The 14,060-nt window shown below is 40.8% G+C and carries 15 protein-coding genes; 3 read left to right on the top strand and 12 right to left on the bottom strand.

Annotated elements, in window-relative coordinates:
* Positions 1-145: 145 nt before the first annotated feature.
* The 5 genes from BLV86_RS09810 to BLV86_RS09795 form a co-directional block, all read right to left on the bottom strand.
* Positions 146-1,186 carry a threonine aldolase family protein gene (locus BLV86_RS09810; RefSeq protein WP_090816620.1) on the bottom strand — a complete coding sequence of 347 codons (1,041 nt, stop codon included), beginning with the start codon at positions 1,184-1,186 and terminating at the stop codon, positions 146-148.
* Positions 1,187-1,188: 2 nt separating this feature from the next.
* Entirely contained in the window at positions 1,189-1,347 is a 159-nt protein-coding gene (locus BLV86_RS17820; protein WP_175456497.1) for a hypothetical protein, read from the bottom strand.
* Between the two features lie 197 nt (positions 1,348-1,544).
* Entirely contained in the window at positions 1,545-2,540 is a 996-nt protein-coding gene (gene cbiB / locus BLV86_RS09805) for an adenosylcobinamide-phosphate synthase CbiB (RefSeq protein WP_090816617.1), read from the bottom strand.
* Between the two features lie 60 nt (positions 2,541-2,600).
* On the bottom strand, positions 2,601-3,011 hold the full coding sequence (locus BLV86_RS18280) for a bifunctional adenosylcobinamide kinase/adenosylcobinamide-phosphate guanylyltransferase (RefSeq protein ID WP_242873281.1): 411 nt from the start codon (positions 3,009-3,011) through the stop codon (positions 2,601-2,603).
* Between the two features lie 106 nt (positions 3,012-3,117).
* Positions 3,118-3,897 carry an adenosylcobinamide-GDP ribazoletransferase gene (locus tag BLV86_RS09795; protein WP_090816614.1) on the bottom strand — a complete coding sequence of 260 codons (780 nt, stop codon included), beginning with the start codon at positions 3,895-3,897 and terminating at the stop codon, positions 3,118-3,120.
* Positions 3,898-4,161: 264 nt separating this feature from the next.
* Here BLV86_RS09795 and BLV86_RS09790 point away from each other — a divergent pair, with 264 nt between their 5' ends.
* Positions 4,162-4,788 carry an NUDIX hydrolase gene (locus BLV86_RS09790; protein WP_090816611.1) on the top strand — a complete coding sequence of 209 codons (627 nt, stop codon included), beginning with the start codon at positions 4,162-4,164 and terminating at the stop codon, positions 4,786-4,788.
* A gap of 145 nt (positions 4,789-4,933) precedes the next feature.
* On the opposite strand, the gene BLV86_RS09785 is transcribed toward BLV86_RS09790, so the two are convergent.
* The 3 genes from BLV86_RS09785 to BLV86_RS09775 all read right to left on the bottom strand — a co-directional run bounded on the left by BLV86_RS09785 (position 4,934) and on the right by BLV86_RS09775 (position 9,928).
* Complete coding sequence (locus BLV86_RS09785) at positions 4,934-6,325, bottom strand: carbon-nitrogen hydrolase family protein (RefSeq protein WP_031552505.1); 1,392 nt, start codon at positions 6,323-6,325, stop codon at positions 4,934-4,936.
* Positions 6,326-6,455: 130 nt separating this feature from the next.
* Positions 6,456-7,046: a bifunctional adenosylcobinamide kinase/adenosylcobinamide-phosphate guanylyltransferase gene (locus BLV86_RS09780; protein ID WP_031552508.1), complete on the bottom strand. Its 591-nt coding sequence runs from the start codon at positions 7,044-7,046 to the stop codon at positions 6,456-6,458.
* Positions 7,047-7,156: 110 nt separating this feature from the next.
* A complete protein-coding gene (locus BLV86_RS09775) occupies positions 7,157-9,928 on the bottom strand; it encodes a cobyrinate a,c-diamide synthase (protein WP_090816608.1) in 2,772 nt (923 codons plus the stop codon).
* A gap of 104 nt (positions 9,929-10,032) precedes the next feature.
* Between BLV86_RS09775 and BLV86_RS09770 the strand changes: the two genes are divergently transcribed.
* Together BLV86_RS09770 and BLV86_RS09765 are read left to right on the top strand one after the other, a co-directional pair.
* Positions 10,033-10,275, top strand: a complete 243-nt coding sequence (locus BLV86_RS09770; protein ID WP_090816606.1) for an AbrB/MazE/SpoVT family DNA-binding domain-containing protein — start codon at positions 10,033-10,035, stop codon at positions 10,273-10,275.
* Positions 10,272-10,580: a type II toxin-antitoxin system PemK/MazF family toxin gene (locus tag BLV86_RS09765; protein WP_090816600.1), complete on the top strand. Its 309-nt coding sequence runs from the start codon at positions 10,272-10,274 to the stop codon at positions 10,578-10,580. Before BLV86_RS09770 ends, BLV86_RS09765 begins: the two co-directional genes overlap by 4 nt.
* 42 nt (positions 10,581-10,622) lie before the next feature.
* On the opposite strand, the gene BLV86_RS09760 is transcribed toward BLV86_RS09765, so the two are convergent.
* From BLV86_RS09760 to BLV86_RS09745, 4 genes are all read right to left on the bottom strand, one after another.
* On the bottom strand, positions 10,623-11,045 hold the full coding sequence (locus tag BLV86_RS09760; protein ID WP_090816597.1) for a hypothetical protein: 423 nt from the start codon (positions 11,043-11,045) through the stop codon (positions 10,623-10,625).
* Positions 11,038-11,325 (bottom strand): AAA family ATPase, encoded by a 288-nt coding sequence (locus tag BLV86_RS09755; RefSeq protein WP_090816594.1) that lies wholly within the window; start codon positions 11,323-11,325, stop codon positions 11,038-11,040. Before BLV86_RS09755 ends, BLV86_RS09760 begins: the two co-directional genes overlap by 8 nt.
* A gap of 148 nt (positions 11,326-11,473) precedes the next feature.
* Positions 11,474-12,877, bottom strand: a complete 1,404-nt coding sequence (locus tag BLV86_RS09750) for an ATP-binding protein (RefSeq protein WP_090816591.1) — start codon at positions 12,875-12,877, stop codon at positions 11,474-11,476.
* Positions 12,878-13,062: 185 nt separating this feature from the next.
* Positions 13,063-14,055, bottom strand: a complete 993-nt coding sequence (locus BLV86_RS09745; RefSeq protein WP_090816588.1) for a glycosyltransferase family 2 protein — start codon at positions 14,053-14,055, stop codon at positions 13,063-13,065.
* Between the last annotated feature and the right edge of the window lie 5 nt (positions 14,056-14,060).

Raw genomic sequence — 14,060 nt, 5'->3', positions numbered from 1 at the left:
CCAAATGTAGTTTATTATACAAACTTGAAATCGAATCTTCCGATGGATAAACCCATCTTTCTGTATATTTTCATGGTGTTACAAGCCCACCACATTTGACGACTAACACCATTTTCATTAATAAGATATGCCTGACAATACTCCATCAAAGAATATCGATAAGTCTGTCTACATCTTCATCCTCTGTAGCCCAGCTGGTAACAATACGTAAAACCGTGTGCTTATCATCCGGCTTTTCCCAGAAACCGAGCTGAGCTTTTTCTTTTAACTCTGAAGCTTTTTTGTCTTCCAAAGTAACAAAAATCTGATTTGTGGGGGAAGAAATCGGAGAAACATAACCCTTTTCCCTAAGGGCCTTCCTTATCCTGTCAGCAGCCTTAATCGCTGTTACCCCGATCCTGTTGTAAAGATCAGAAGTGAACAGTGTTTCAAACTGTATCGCCGCAATACGTCCCTTGGCAAGAAGTGCACCGTGCTGCTTTATGATTGTAAAAAGATGCGGTATACGATCATGCTGAGGGATGACTACTGCCTCCCCAAACAAGGCTCCGCACTTCGTGCCACCAATATAAAAAGCGTCACAGAGCTTTGCCAGATCAGGAAGAGTCACATCGTTCTCAGGACACGCCAAAGCATAAGCAAGTCTTGCGCCATCCAGATAAAGCGGAATATCATAAGCCCTGCATATCTCGCTGATATCCTTAAGTTCGCTGAGTGAATATAATGTCCCATACTCCGTTGGGTGTGAAATATAAACCATTCCCGGCATAACGGTATGGTCTCTGTTATCATCTTCCTGATATCGTTTGATGCATTCTTTTATATCTTCCGCTGCAAGCTTTCCGTTATGATGAGGAAGCTCCAGTACCTTATGGCCTCCTGCCTCTATAGCGCCTGCTTCATGTCCGCTTATATGACCGGTTTTTGCCGCCATTACACCCTGATATGGACGAAGCATTGCATCAATCATTGTAGCATTAGCCTGAGTTCCCCCAACAAGAAAATATACATCCGCCTCCGGAGCCTCGCAGGCCTCTCTTATTTTATCTCTTGCAGCTTCCGAAATCTCGTCCAAACCATATCCTGTGGTTTTCAAAAGATTAGTCTCTGTCAGTCTTTCCAATATCTCAGGATGCGCTCCCTCCATATAATCTGATGTAAACGAAAGTTTTTGTTGTGTTTGCATTGTTATACCGTCCCTTCAAACAGCACCTTGTTGCCTATCTCAACGAGCTTCACACCTTGTTCTTTATTTTTATTGAAATTAAAGCTTAACATATATCCCGTATCAAGGTGCCAGTAATCAAGAGACAATCCAGTGATTTTTCTCAATTCTTTAATCAGCATTTGAATCACCATCCTTCAAAAGCTTTGGAATTAATATAAGTCTTCCACGTTTGGTTCTAACCGATTGGAATTCCAATCGGTTAGAATCGGAATTATGAAGTATTTCCTTTAATGTATACCATTGATATAGTATGCACAAGCATTACACATATTACTTTTAATCCGATTATTTTACTTTCATTTTACCTAAAAGAAAATCATATCAGTCCAAATCTCACCATTACCTCTTTAATAATCAAAATCCCTATAACATAAATCATGAATACTGAAAGATACATCACCCTGTTGGCAGTTTCGATATCCTCCGGTTTTATATCTCTGAGCTTATCTCCGATTTCCGGCTTTTTCACGAGCTTTCCGAAGTACCGGGCATCACCAAGGAGAGTTACACCCAGGGCTCCTGCCATGACGGCTTCAGTCTGTCCGGAGTTCGGGCTTGTTGATTTTTTTGCATCACGCATCCAGATTTTAAAGGCATTTTTCCAGTTGAGGTTAAGAAAAGCTGAGGCTATGACCATGAAAAGTGCGGTCACTCTCGCAGGAATGAAATTCATCACATCATCAAGTTTTGCAGCGGCGGTTCCGAAATATCGATATTTTTCGTTTTTGTAGCCGATCATGGAGTCCATGGTATTCACTGTCTTATAGAACCAGCCGCCGGCAACTCCGAAAACCATCATGAAAAGGAGCGGTGCCACAACTCCGTCGGAGGCATTTTCAGCCACGGTTTCTACTGCCGCTTTTGTGATTCCGGATTCGTTAAGCTGTTTTGTATCTCTTCCGACGATCATGGAAACTGCTTCCCTGGCACCCTTTAGATCTTTTCTTTGAAGCGCCTTGAACACCTTCATTGATTCTATCTTTAGCTGCTTCATGGCCAGCATCTGGTACGCGAGAAACGCACTTATGGCACAGGAAATGTTTTCCCCGAACATGCGGCTTATGTGGATTATGATAAGGGGTATCGCTGTAAATACCACCAACATTATCACTACAAGTATCCCGCCGGCAATGCGCTTTTTTTCTTTATCCTCTTCCGCTTCTTCGGAAAGCTTAAACATTTTTCTCAGAATTATTTCCAGACACTCGATGGCTCGTCCCATAGCCATAACCGGATGAAACCAGTTATGGGGATCTCCGAAAACAAGGTCAAGTATCAGTGCCATGATAAGAATTATTATACGTTCGTACATTTTATTTCCCGTCTAAATAATGTTTTATATTTCAAGTCATCCTGATGTGTTTTGATAAGGTTATTTCAATCTCTGAGGAATCCCTGCAAGTAACCTGTAAACTCTGTCGGCTCTCTTAGCAAACAAGCAACTGACTCGTCCAGCTGCCTCACGCCATTCCCGTTCATCCTTGTCCATGGGTACAACCCCGGATCCTACTTCGTTCATGATGATGACAAGTTCCCGTGGATTTTGTTCCTTAAACCGGTTCTCAGAATCCATGGATAAATGAACGGCTGTATCAGTACCATCAATTTCCATAGTGGCTGATATTTCATCAAGCCACTTCTCCGCCTCCGAAACCGGACCCTTTCCTTCCCCAAGTTCCTCACGAATCCTTTCTTCATAATGCTCTATCACTTCAGCATCCGGAAATTCGCTTTTACAAAAGTCATGCTTTCCCTGACACATACCGCCTATTATAAGAACCATATTTCCTCCATGCACCTGAATCGTTCTGATTTCTGAATTTCGTTCTGCAAAATGATGATACACATCTAAAAGCTTTACGTAAGTCCAGAAATATCTGCTTTAAGCTCTAAAAAAACTCTATGATTTTCGAAGCAAGTATGTTGGCAAGTAAAATCAAAAACTCGCAATTACACAGAAAATATCCGCACAAGTCCCCTGTGGTTCCTCCAAACTGAGGCACTATCCTGTATCGATATCTAAGAAATGAAATCACTGCTGCTGCCAATGTCACTGCCGGATACGCAAGCTCAATATTCCCAAATATGTAAAACAAAAACATACAAAGAACCGTCACAAAAAGCTCTGCCAGAAGCACAGTCTTCACATTCTTATCCGCATTCTCTGAAAACTCGCTGACCATTCCGTCCTTTTTTGCCTTCGGGAAGCTGACAACACTGAGCCCGCTCAGCTCTCTTGAAATCACAAAACCGAAACACACGGCAATCAGCGCTTCTATGTCTATCTCTGTTGCAAGTGCAAAGGCTCCAAGCATATACATTACCCCAAAGATCACGGCAAAGGCTCCTATATGGGGATCCTTCAAAATAGAGAGCTTCTTCTCTCTGTCACCGTAGCTGTGAAGTGCATCCTCTGTATCGAAAAGCCCGTCAAGATGTATGCCTCCTGTCACTGCCACAGGAACCAAAAGTAAAAAAAATGCCGTAATCATGTTATAAGTATGGAGAGATATGGTTGCCCTCCATGTTAGAAGCTCAAGAAATGCAATGATTACCCCGACCATAGGAAAAAAACACATGGCATACTTCATGCTCTTATCATTCCAGTCTGCCTTCGGCATGGGGATCCTTGAATAGGTTGAAAAAGCGATAATAAATGAATCTGTCATTTAGCCGATTCTCCTCTATAAGCTCAACACATAATAAATATGTCGGTGATAAAAAATTAACAAACCGTTTATTTTTAGGTATATTTTTAGGCCATATGAGTTTATTATATATATTATGAAATATAAGTCCAAGTGATGCACTTAGGATTCGTGATCCAAAAATTATTTATATCCCGGTTGTATCAGCCCTTCAATGTACGTTTTTCTGGGTGAAGCAGCCGACTACTAAACAATGTGACATTTTTAAGCAATGGGGAGGTTTATATGGAGTTCAAAGGTATTAAGCACATTGAAGGCGGACAGTTTCTTCACAGGTATGATGTCCTGTATGAAACCGATGATCATAAAGAAATAACTTATGAAATGGCAAGCCGCAATCCACATATCACATCACTGGAAGAGCTTTCCAGCTGGGGAAGTAAAACCGTAAGTATAATCGGTATTTCCCGTGATCATAATCGTATCCTGCTTAACAGGGAGTTCCGCCCGGCTGTTGGTGACTGGGTATATAATTTCCCTTCAGGCCTCATTGATGAAGGCGAGACTCCCACTCAAGCCGCAAAGCGCGAACTGTTGGAAGAAACAGGTCTTCACTTCGTTAAGCGTATAGTCCGTTTGGCAAGCAGCTTCAATGCCATCGGCATTTCCAACGAATCCACTTCCTGCGTTATAGCCATCGTTGACGGTGAAATACAGGGAATTGATTCGGACACCGAGGAAATCCATGCAGCATGGTTTAACAAGGAGGAAGTAAAAGAGCTCCTTAAGACCGCAAAGATGTCCGCCAGAGTACAGCTCTTCTGTTTCCTTTGGGTTTACGGAGATCTTTCTCTAAACAAATTCTATGAGTATCAGGATGACTTCGGACCTGGAACAGGTCGCCTGCAATAAGCTTTATAAAAATCAGATCGCACCGGGTGAGCGTAATTTATAATGGACACAATACCGTTATCAAATTAATCAAAACGTCGGTCAGAAGAGCCTCAACTCTTCTGACCGACATTTTTATAACCCTCAGGACTTTGGAGATTCTTTTTTATATTGCCCCAAAGCTGTCATAATAGATACAGTTATGATCACATCCACCCATCAGCAGTTTCCTGCAGGATTTCATCCGATAGGTAGCCTCCTCTTCACTTTGATATCTGTTTATTCTCTTTCTGATATATCCGATATTTTCAAAATTATCTTCTTTTCCTGGTATCAGTGCCGCACAGGTATTGACCCAGATGACATTACAATCATCATGTGCACATAAATCCAGGGACAGCTTAAAATCATGGGATCCGGTTGAATATGCCGGAGATATGATCATTGTAAGCATAAATCCTCTCATTATACGTTCCATATACTCATTGGTCAGGAAATCCTTGCATATCATTACAGCAAAGCGACCTATGCCTTCATAATGAAAGATGGTTATCTTATTATTGGGTCTCAGATATTCCCTGTACTCTCCCTGTTTTAACTTATGAAAAAACGGGTTATGTTTACACTGTCTTGTGAGCTCATGACCATATCTGTCCAAAACCGGAGAATAATTCAGTCCATCCACGCTGCAGGATGGCAAAACCATGAGTACAGGAATCTGTTCCAACTGCTCATCATTCAATGTACTCAGTTTATCCCGGATAAAAGTCTCCATCATGGGATTTCCAAGCATCTCGGGGAAAACGATCAGTTCACTCCCGTGTTTCCCTGCTTCCGTGATCTTTTTCCAGACCAGGTCATTATCACTCTTAATTCTGGATTCATTATATTTAATGTCAAAAACCAGATAATCATCTAAACCATGATAATTCAGATCAAAATTGGTTTTTGCGCTGATAGGAGAAGCTGCAACATTAAGCTTTTTGGTTTTATCGAATATGGGAAATGATCCTTTTTTTATAAATACATGCTCTGCTTCTATTCCGGGAATATCCTGAACTACCAGCAGATACCTGAGATAACTGTCTATACGTTTGTACGAAAATGTCTGCCTGTTTTTTCTTGACCATACACAATTCATCTTGGGAAACAGGGATATCCCCGTGGATGCTCTGTTTGTATTGATTTCTGAGGAAACCCTGTTTCCTTCAAGGATTTCACGTTCATCATATAGAAGCACGGAAACAGTTTCATCCAGAGCCTGTAAAAATCTGATGACGGCGTTTTTGTCATTTTCTGCGAATATTTTATCTTTAAAGCTATAGAGTTTATCAACGTACTCAGGACTGAGATCCGGCTCAAAAATCGGAAGATACTTTCCTTTATCGCTTAAACTGAGAAAAGTATCTTTAACGATACGATCATCAATACGCCTTAACTCTTTATCAGAGAGACTTTTGTAGAAGATAAAATGACTTTTACCGACAGACTCCAGATAAGCGCATAGTTCTGCGATAATGTTGTATAGCGATATTCTCTCAGGAACAATCTCCTTCATTTTCACCTCCATGAGTCAGGCAAGCATAGGTTTGATACAAGACTATAGTTGACCCGGAAATCAACTTAAAAATCATTTTCAAGCCCAATCTCTCCTATATATCAGATGCTGACATATTGTTTTAAGGCATTTATTTTACACCAACAGGAATACCTGCCACAACTTCAAAAACTTTATCCGCGTCTTTTGCTATGCTCCGGTTTATTAATGCCAGCTCTCTCAGAAATCCCATAGTCTCTTCCGGATACTGATTGCCGTCACAGTATAGCTCATTGGTGACAACTATAAGAGCTTTGACATTAGCAGCAAGTTCTCTGAGAGGCTCAGTGATTTTATGCGGGTGACCATTGGTTTGGTAGCATTCATTGGCATAAAGGTTGGTGAGATCCTCAAGAAGAACTATTGAAGATTTCAAATACCGGCATGAGTCAGATAAGCTGATTGAATCCTGAACTGAATTATCATTTGTATTCTCACTTCCGGACATTTTTATCTCATCCAAAACCTTCGATATCTCAACAGATCGCTCAATGGTAACAAATCCCTTTCCCGCTCTAAGGTTCCGGTGTCTCTCTATCCTCTTTCTCGTTTCTTCATCATCATAAGGAAACATGGTGGCAATGTAAAAAAGACTATCACCATTCTCTGTCAGTGAAAACGCCAGATCTTCTGCATATTCAGATTTTCCCGAACCGGCTCCACCGGTTATCAAATAGTACATTATTTCAGCCTCTCTGTCATGACCACTAAATAACATTATTTCTGCACGATAACATTTTCTATGTTACGGATATAAAATCATATTATCATACCTGATTCGACATTCCTGAATCATTGGAATCTCCGGTACGCTTCTACCTTTATATCAGAAAAAGTCCCCATACGGTTGAAGGCTTCCACCGCTGAAGAAAGTATCGGCATCAAAAGGACTGCTCCGGAACCTTCTCCCAAGGACATTTCTGCATCGATTATGGCACGAAGTCCCATTTTTTCGAGAGCTTTTCGTGGAAGCTTTTCCTTCGATACATGGGATGCCAATACATAGTCCGCGACTCTCTCATCAATCATATAGGCGCCGAGGGCTGCTGCGGTTGAGATGATACCGTCAATCACAATTGGAACCTCATATTTAACTCCACCAAGGAACATTCCGGCCATAACGGCTATTTCCATGCCCCCGATCTGAAAGAGGCCTTCCTTAGCCGTTGCTGCCGAAATAACTTTGACTTTTTCCCCGGAAACAACATCTATGGTTTTATTTACCGCTTCATCATTTAACCGATTAAAATCATCTTGTGCGATGTCTTGAAGTCCTGCCTGACCTTCGCGCTCTTTCCCGAGCCTCTCCAGTGCTCTTCTAACCACATCCTGTTTTCTTTTAAGCCCTTCTTCACTGAGTCCGGCTCCGTAACCTACAGCCTCTTCTTCATTACTTCCCATAAAATAAGCAAGTAATGCTGCAGTCGGAGTGGTATTTCCGATTCCCATTTCTCCTGTGCAAATGATCTTATAACCGGTTTCCTTAAGCTCGCGAACGATGACCATACCGAGCTGCAATGCTTTTTCACCGGTTTCATGGCTCATGGCAGGTTCTGTGGCAATATTTCCACTGCCGTTCTGAAGGCGTCTGTCGTTTACTTTACCCTGGGAAAGTCTTTCTGAATAATGATTTAATTCTGAATCCGATCTATATTCGGAATTTTTTACAGATTCATCTTTATTCTCACCTTCAGTATCCTCAGTTACTCCTTCGCTATATCTCGGTCCTATCATCCCCACATCGATAGTATATACATCAACTCCATTTTTTTCGGCAAAGATGGCAGTTGTAGCCTTCCCCTTTGCAAAGCTGTCTGCCACCTTTCTTGTTACAGAACTGTCGGTCTGAGACACGCCCTCTTTTACGCAGCCATGATCTCCGCAGAGCACCACCAACGCTTTTTTATCTATAGACGGAGTTAGAGTTCTTTGTATCCCACAAAGCTTTATAACCTGCTTTTCAAGAACGCCGAGACTATCGATAGGCTTAGCTATCCCATCCCATTTTTTCTGAGCCTCCCGTTCAAAATGATATCTCTCACAACATTTCATAAAACTAAAAATCGCTTTCGGATTACTGTAGTAGTAAAAATGCGGCCAGCCGCAGGACATGGTTTTTCCATAGAATATTCCTTCATATGAAGCGGAACTTCCGGTTCCAACACTATAATCCTTCTTTTCAAAATCTAAGATGTTTCTCTGCTTTCCGGCTTTTGGCTTTGTCAGCACGAATCCATCCCCGTTATATTCACAATCATATCTGTGGAACTCATGACCCTTAAGAACTGTACCCGCTTCGCCAAACAGACCGGCAGCCTTAGTCTCTGCGGAAATATAACCGAAACGGACAAGCCTTTCCTTCTTTTCTGCATCTCCGGTGAATACTTCGCACATATGGTGTTTTTTTTCTGTTTCTGTACTGTTCCTGCCGGCATCTTCATTATCAGCCGCCTTTTTATCAAAAGCTTCCTCTTTAGATACTTTTATCGAGTTATTCAGATACATATACCCGCCGCACTCTGCAATAACCGGTAACCCGCTTTTTATGACTGCGGCCAATGCTTCTCTCATGGAAGCATTGGCAGAAAGTTCATCCGCATAAAGCTCAGGATATCCGCCTCCGATGATGATTCCATCCAAATCTTCAGGCAGCTTCTCGTCATGTAACGGACTGAAGGTCACTATATCTGCCCCCATATTCTCCAAAAGCTCACGGTTTTCCTGATAGTAAAAATTGAAAGCTTCATCCTCGGCTATTCCAAGCTTTATCTTAGTATTCAGTTTGTACTTTGAATCATCTTCTCTTGAGGTTTGGCTGGTATAGTAAGAAGCCTTAAACTCAGAAATCTTTTCTTCCGTCAGCTTTCCGGATTTCGTTGTCCCGGCAATCTCCAAAAGACCGTCAACATCAACTGTTTTTTCAAGCTGTTCACTGACAGCCTCTATCCAGGAATTGAAATCCTCCATATCCCCCGGCTCGATAAGTCCCAAATGTCGTGACGGAACTCTCTGATTCTTCATTTCAGGCATATAGCCCAGAACTCTAATTTCAGGACAATTATCTTCGATTACTCCCTTCAGCCTATCATAAAACATAGGTGATACTCTGTTGAGAATTAATCCCCTTATTCCAGAATCACCATTAGTAAAATCCAACATCCCCTTGATAAGTGCAGCTATTGAAACACTTGCCCCTTTGCAATCCATTACAAGCACCGTCGGGCAGTCAATGATATTTGCAATCTCCCAAGTGGACCCTTCTGATGAAACTCCACCCAGCCCGTCATAAAAGCCCATGACTCCTTCAATCACAGAAATATCCGCCTTCTCAGTTCTTTCCGCATAAATTCTTCTCAACATTTCCCTTGACACAAAAAAGCTATCAAGATTAGCAGAAGGAACACCAAGCACCTCTCTGTGAAACATCGGATCTATATAATCCGGACCACATTTAAAGCTCTGTACCTTAAACCCTCTTTTTTTCAGCACACTAATAAGACCACACGTCAATGTGGTCTTCCCGGAACTGCTTTTATCTGCTGCAATTACAAAGCTGTGTTTCATATATTCTCCGTTTAAAGAAAAATTTACATTAATTTAATTGTAGATTTCCCCATCCTTTGGTATAACACGTATATACACATTATACCAAAGGAGGTCATTTCACTATGTCACAAGTAACTATCAGGTCTTGGGGAAATAGCCAGGGAATACGCATTCCCAAAGATATTCTGGATAAAATGGGGCTCGCTATATCTGATGTGCTGGATATAGATATATCCAAAGACTCTATAGTACTTCGCAAATCTTTCAAGCACAAAACTTTTGAAGAAAGGCTTGCAGAGTATAATGGAGAAATAACCGTATGCGATTTTGATTGGGGTGAACCTGTTGGAAAGGAGATTCTATGATAAGCTTTAGTCAGGGTGACATCATTTCAATCAGTGGCTACGGCAAAAAAGCATTCTTAATAGTCAGTAAAAATGCCTTTATAAAAGCAACCGGTGTATTTCATATATGCCCTATTATGAATATTACAACCGGTCCTCTTCATATAGAGATTTCCGGAAATAAAGGAATAACCGGAACCGTTATCTGTGAACAAATAAAACTCATAGACCCAACAGTTCGAGGTTGCTCAAAAATAGACAATATTCCTTACTCTGACATTATGAACATTTCTGATGCCATCCAAGGCATGTTTGAATATGATTAATGAATCACGAGTTATTAACTCGTGATTCATTATATTAATTTCTTACTCCGTCTTCTTCACCAGGATCTTCACCTCATTCGCCGGCGATTCCCCTTCACGGCAGCTGTATTCTATCTTCTCGGCCGAATTCTCGACCATGGAAAGTGACAGCTCATTGTCCGTATCTCTGATGTCGAATTTTTCTCCACCATAGGTAAAAGTGATTTCTGTGCTATCATCCTGCATGGAGTACTCCACTGCCACATGGATGTCCGGCTTAGGATACTTCGGAAGGAGTATCTGCTGCACTGTCTCCTCTATAGTGAGACGAATGCGGTTCTTCTCTGAGGACTTCACATCATTCTGAAGGAGATATCTGTCAAGCTCCGCTCCAAAGTTAATAAAATCATAATCCCTGCTGTCGATCTCAGCCTCAAATACCTTCAGTCTTCTGATAAATCTTCTCGTATTTTCCTTCTTAGACAAAAAGTACCGGCCACTTGCCGCACTCCTTCATCATCTCTGTGTCTTCGGAAACATTTAGTCCTTTAAACAGCTCGACATTATTTCCCTGTCTCACCGAGAAGAACTTCTCTACCGTGCTCAGCATCAGTGTTTTTCCGAAACGACGCGGACGGGTGATCAATGTTACATCATCCTTACTATTCCACCATTCAGTTATAAAATTTGTTTTATCAACGTAAAAGGCTTTTTCTGTTATGACCTTTTCATAATCCTGTAATCCAAGTCCGACTGTCTTTAACATATGGTAAGTTCACCTCATTTCTTCACTATCAACTCCTATACTAACATAATTAACATGCTGTATTTCAGGTATTCTACGTACTAAATTTACACTTATTTAAGCAGACACTAATACTGCATTATTATTGACCAATTTAGTCAAGGTGATGTCATTCATACAGATCATCAATACTCAGCAGTTTAACGTCCTCTGTTTTTGCTCTTTCGGAAACTGGAGCTGAAAATCCATTCTTGCTTATAAACATAAAATGCTTTTTCGCGATTCCGGGAAAGGCTTTTGCCGCATCTATCAGATCGTCGTATTCTTCCATCGGCATTGGCTTGTTTGTGAATTTACATTCACAAAACAGTGCTTCATCGCCTTTTTTGTTTATGGCAAGAATATCTACATCATCCTGTGCCCGTAAAGAAGGATTATTTCCCCACCACTTTCCTATATGATACGGAACGAATGGTAATTTTCGAAGCCCGGCCATCCTTTTCAGATACTGTACACATATATTTTCAAATGCCGGTCCCATAAAATCATTGAGATTTTCTTCAATTTCCGCCGCAGCTTCCTCAGGACCCAGCATTTCGTAATAGCTCTTATTTGGAAACACATAACGATACCAAAAACGAAAATAATTGTCTGTCAGACTATATATAACCTTCTTACTGTTTTCCGGTTCACCACATGGAGATTGTTTCTCTGCTAACCGAAGTGTTGTTAATATTGCTATATATTTGCTTACCTTTGCACTGTCTTCATGAATCTTATTGGCGATTTCCCGTATCTTATTATGTCCGTTTGCAATTGCTTCAAGAATGCTTGCATAAACCCCCGGCTCGCGAAGCTCCATACGCAGCATTGCCGATGGCTCATCCGATAGGAATGCACCTGATGCAAGTACATGGTCACGTATGTTTTCCCGGATACTTCGGTCATCAGAAAATTCCATGAGATATCTGGGAATACCTCCCAGTATTCCATATGCTATCGTTTTCTCAACATTTGTATATTTCCGGAAAAAGTCAGCACTTTCTCTATAGTCAAACGGTAAAACTTCCATAGTTGATGTAGCTCTTCCGTAAAGCGGACTCTCATATCCCATTACATCATTTAGCATAAAGCTTACACTTGAACCACATAAGACCAGCATAAGATTGGTATCTTTCCATTCGTGATCTATGATATGCTGTAAAGTGCTCTTTACTGAAGCATTCTGCTTTGCTATAAATGGAAATTCATCAATGATTATGACCGTTTTTTCTTTAGACTCCGGCTGTGAAGCACTTCGCACCGTTATATACTTAAATGCTTCCTCCCATCCCGGAAAAGCTGCGATATAATGTTTATCAAAATGAAACTGTATGATTTTTGAAAAATCATTGAGATTCAATGTATCATTTTTTTCCTGTGCAGAGAAAAACACCGTCTTATGACTACGGGAAAATTCCTGCAGAATCGTTGTCTTTCCTACACGCCTGCGCCCGTACATCACAAGAAATTCAAACTTAGAACTGTTATACATTTCTTCAAGACGTTGTAATTCATTTTGGCGACCAATCATCACAAATACTCCCATCAAAAAATGAAACAAAAGTTAATAACTCGTAAGTTAATAACTTTTGTTTCATTATAATATCATAATATATATAATACAAGTAAACAGCTATGATTCTTCATAGGTCCGTTACTCTTTATGTCCGCACCTGAGTTCACGGATATGACTGACAGTGTCACACCGTTCTTTCTTCATCCCTTATATTTCCTCTCGGATTTCTCCCATGTCTTTTCGGATATTAAATATCTGGGTCTATGTTTTGTCTCAAGGTATATCTTTCCGATGTACTCTCCCAGAATTCCAATAGAGAAAAGCTGTATCCCACTTAAAAAACACAAGATACATACGATAGATGCCCAGCCCGCAACTGTTTTATGCATGATCACACATACTATCGCCCATATCACACCGATAAATCCCAAAATGCTCACCATAACACCCAAACCTGCAATCAGGGAAATAGGTTTTACAGAGAAGCTTGTTATTCCTTCCAATGCAAAATGAAGCATCTTTCTTAAAGGATAATGACTCTCTCCAGCCATCCTCTCTTGCCTTTCATAGCACACAATATCACTCTTATAACCCACCAACGGAAACATTCCTCTGAGAAAGAGATTTACTTCTTTAAAATCCGAAAAACCATCAAGAACCAGACTGCTTACCAGGCGATAATCTGCATGATTAAAAACAACTTCTGCACCCATGATACGCAGAAACTTATAAAACATTTCTGCTGTAAATCGTTTAAAAAACGAATCCTTCTTCCTGCTGTTACGAACCCCATATACTACTTCTGCGCCATCCAGATACTTATCAACCATTTCACCCATGGCCGAAATATCATCCTGCCCGTCACAATCGATGGAGATGATCATATCACATTTGTCTTTTGCTTCCATCATACCGGCAAGAATAGCATTCTGGTGTCCTCTGTTCCGGCTCTCTCTGATCCCTATATAATGTTCATCAAAACCAGCAAGTTCATTGATGATATTCCATGTCTTATCAGTTGAACCATCATCTACAAACAATACTTTACTTTTATCACTGATTTTCCGAGTATCTATCAGCAGCTCAAGCTCATCTTTAAACAGCTTTGCCGTAAGTGGCAGCACAGATTCTTCGTTGTAACACGGAATCACTATCCATAATATTGGGTATCCTTGTATAGTACAATTTTTCATAGTTG

It is taken from the genome of Oribacterium sp. KHPX15, from assembly GCF_900107835.1.
In the GTDB taxonomy this organism is placed as follows: Bacteria; Bacillota; Clostridia; order Lachnospirales; family Lachnospiraceae; genus Oribacterium.
This window is presented reverse-complemented; position numbering and strand designations above follow the sequence as displayed.

Coding starts and splice junctions, on each gene's coding strand:
- BLV86_RS09755 (WP_090816594.1), bottom strand. CDS start 11,325: ATGTTAAAGACAGTCGGACTTGGATTACAGGATTATGAAAAGGTCATA.
- BLV86_RS09780 (WP_031552508.1), bottom strand. CDS start 7,046: ATGTACTATTTGATAACCGGTGGAGCCGGTTCGGGAAAATCTGAATAT.
- BLV86_RS09790 (WP_090816611.1), top strand. CDS start 4,162: ATGGAGTTCAAAGGTATTAAGCACATTGAAGGCGGACAGTTTCTTCAC.
- BLV86_RS09810 (WP_090816620.1), bottom strand. CDS start 1,186: ATGCAAACACAACAAAAACTTTCGTTTACATCAGATTATATGGAGGGA.
- BLV86_RS09775 (WP_090816608.1), bottom strand. CDS start 9,928: ATGAAACACAGCTTTGTAATTGCAGCAGATAAAAGCAGTTCCGGGAAG.
- BLV86_RS09750 (WP_090816591.1), bottom strand. CDS start 12,877: ATGATTGGTCGCCAAAATGAATTACAACGTCTTGAAGAAATGTATAAC.
- BLV86_RS09785 (WP_031552505.1), bottom strand. CDS start 6,325: ATGAAGGAGATTGTTCCTGAGAGAATATCGCTATACAACATTATCGCA.
- BLV86_RS09765 (WP_090816600.1), top strand. CDS start 10,272: ATGATAAGCTTTAGTCAGGGTGACATCATTTCAATCAGTGGCTACGGC.
- BLV86_RS18280 (WP_242873281.1), bottom strand. CDS start 3,011: ATGGTTCTTATAATAGGCGGTATGTGTCAGGGAAAGCATGACTTTTGT.
- BLV86_RS09795 (WP_090816614.1), bottom strand. CDS start 3,897: ATGACAGATTCATTTATTATCGCTTTTTCAACCTATTCAAGGATCCCC.
- BLV86_RS17820 (WP_175456497.1), bottom strand. CDS start 1,347: ATGCTGATTAAAGAATTGAGAAAAATCACTGGATTGTCTCTTGATTAC.
- BLV86_RS09745 (WP_090816588.1), bottom strand. CDS start 14,055: ATGAAAAATTGTACTATACAAGGATACCCAATATTATGGATAGTGATT.
- cbiB (WP_090816617.1), bottom strand. CDS start 2,540: ATGTACGAACGTATAATAATTCTTATCATGGCACTGATACTTGACCTT.
- BLV86_RS09770 (WP_090816606.1), top strand. CDS start 10,033: ATGTCACAAGTAACTATCAGGTCTTGGGGAAATAGCCAGGGAATACGC.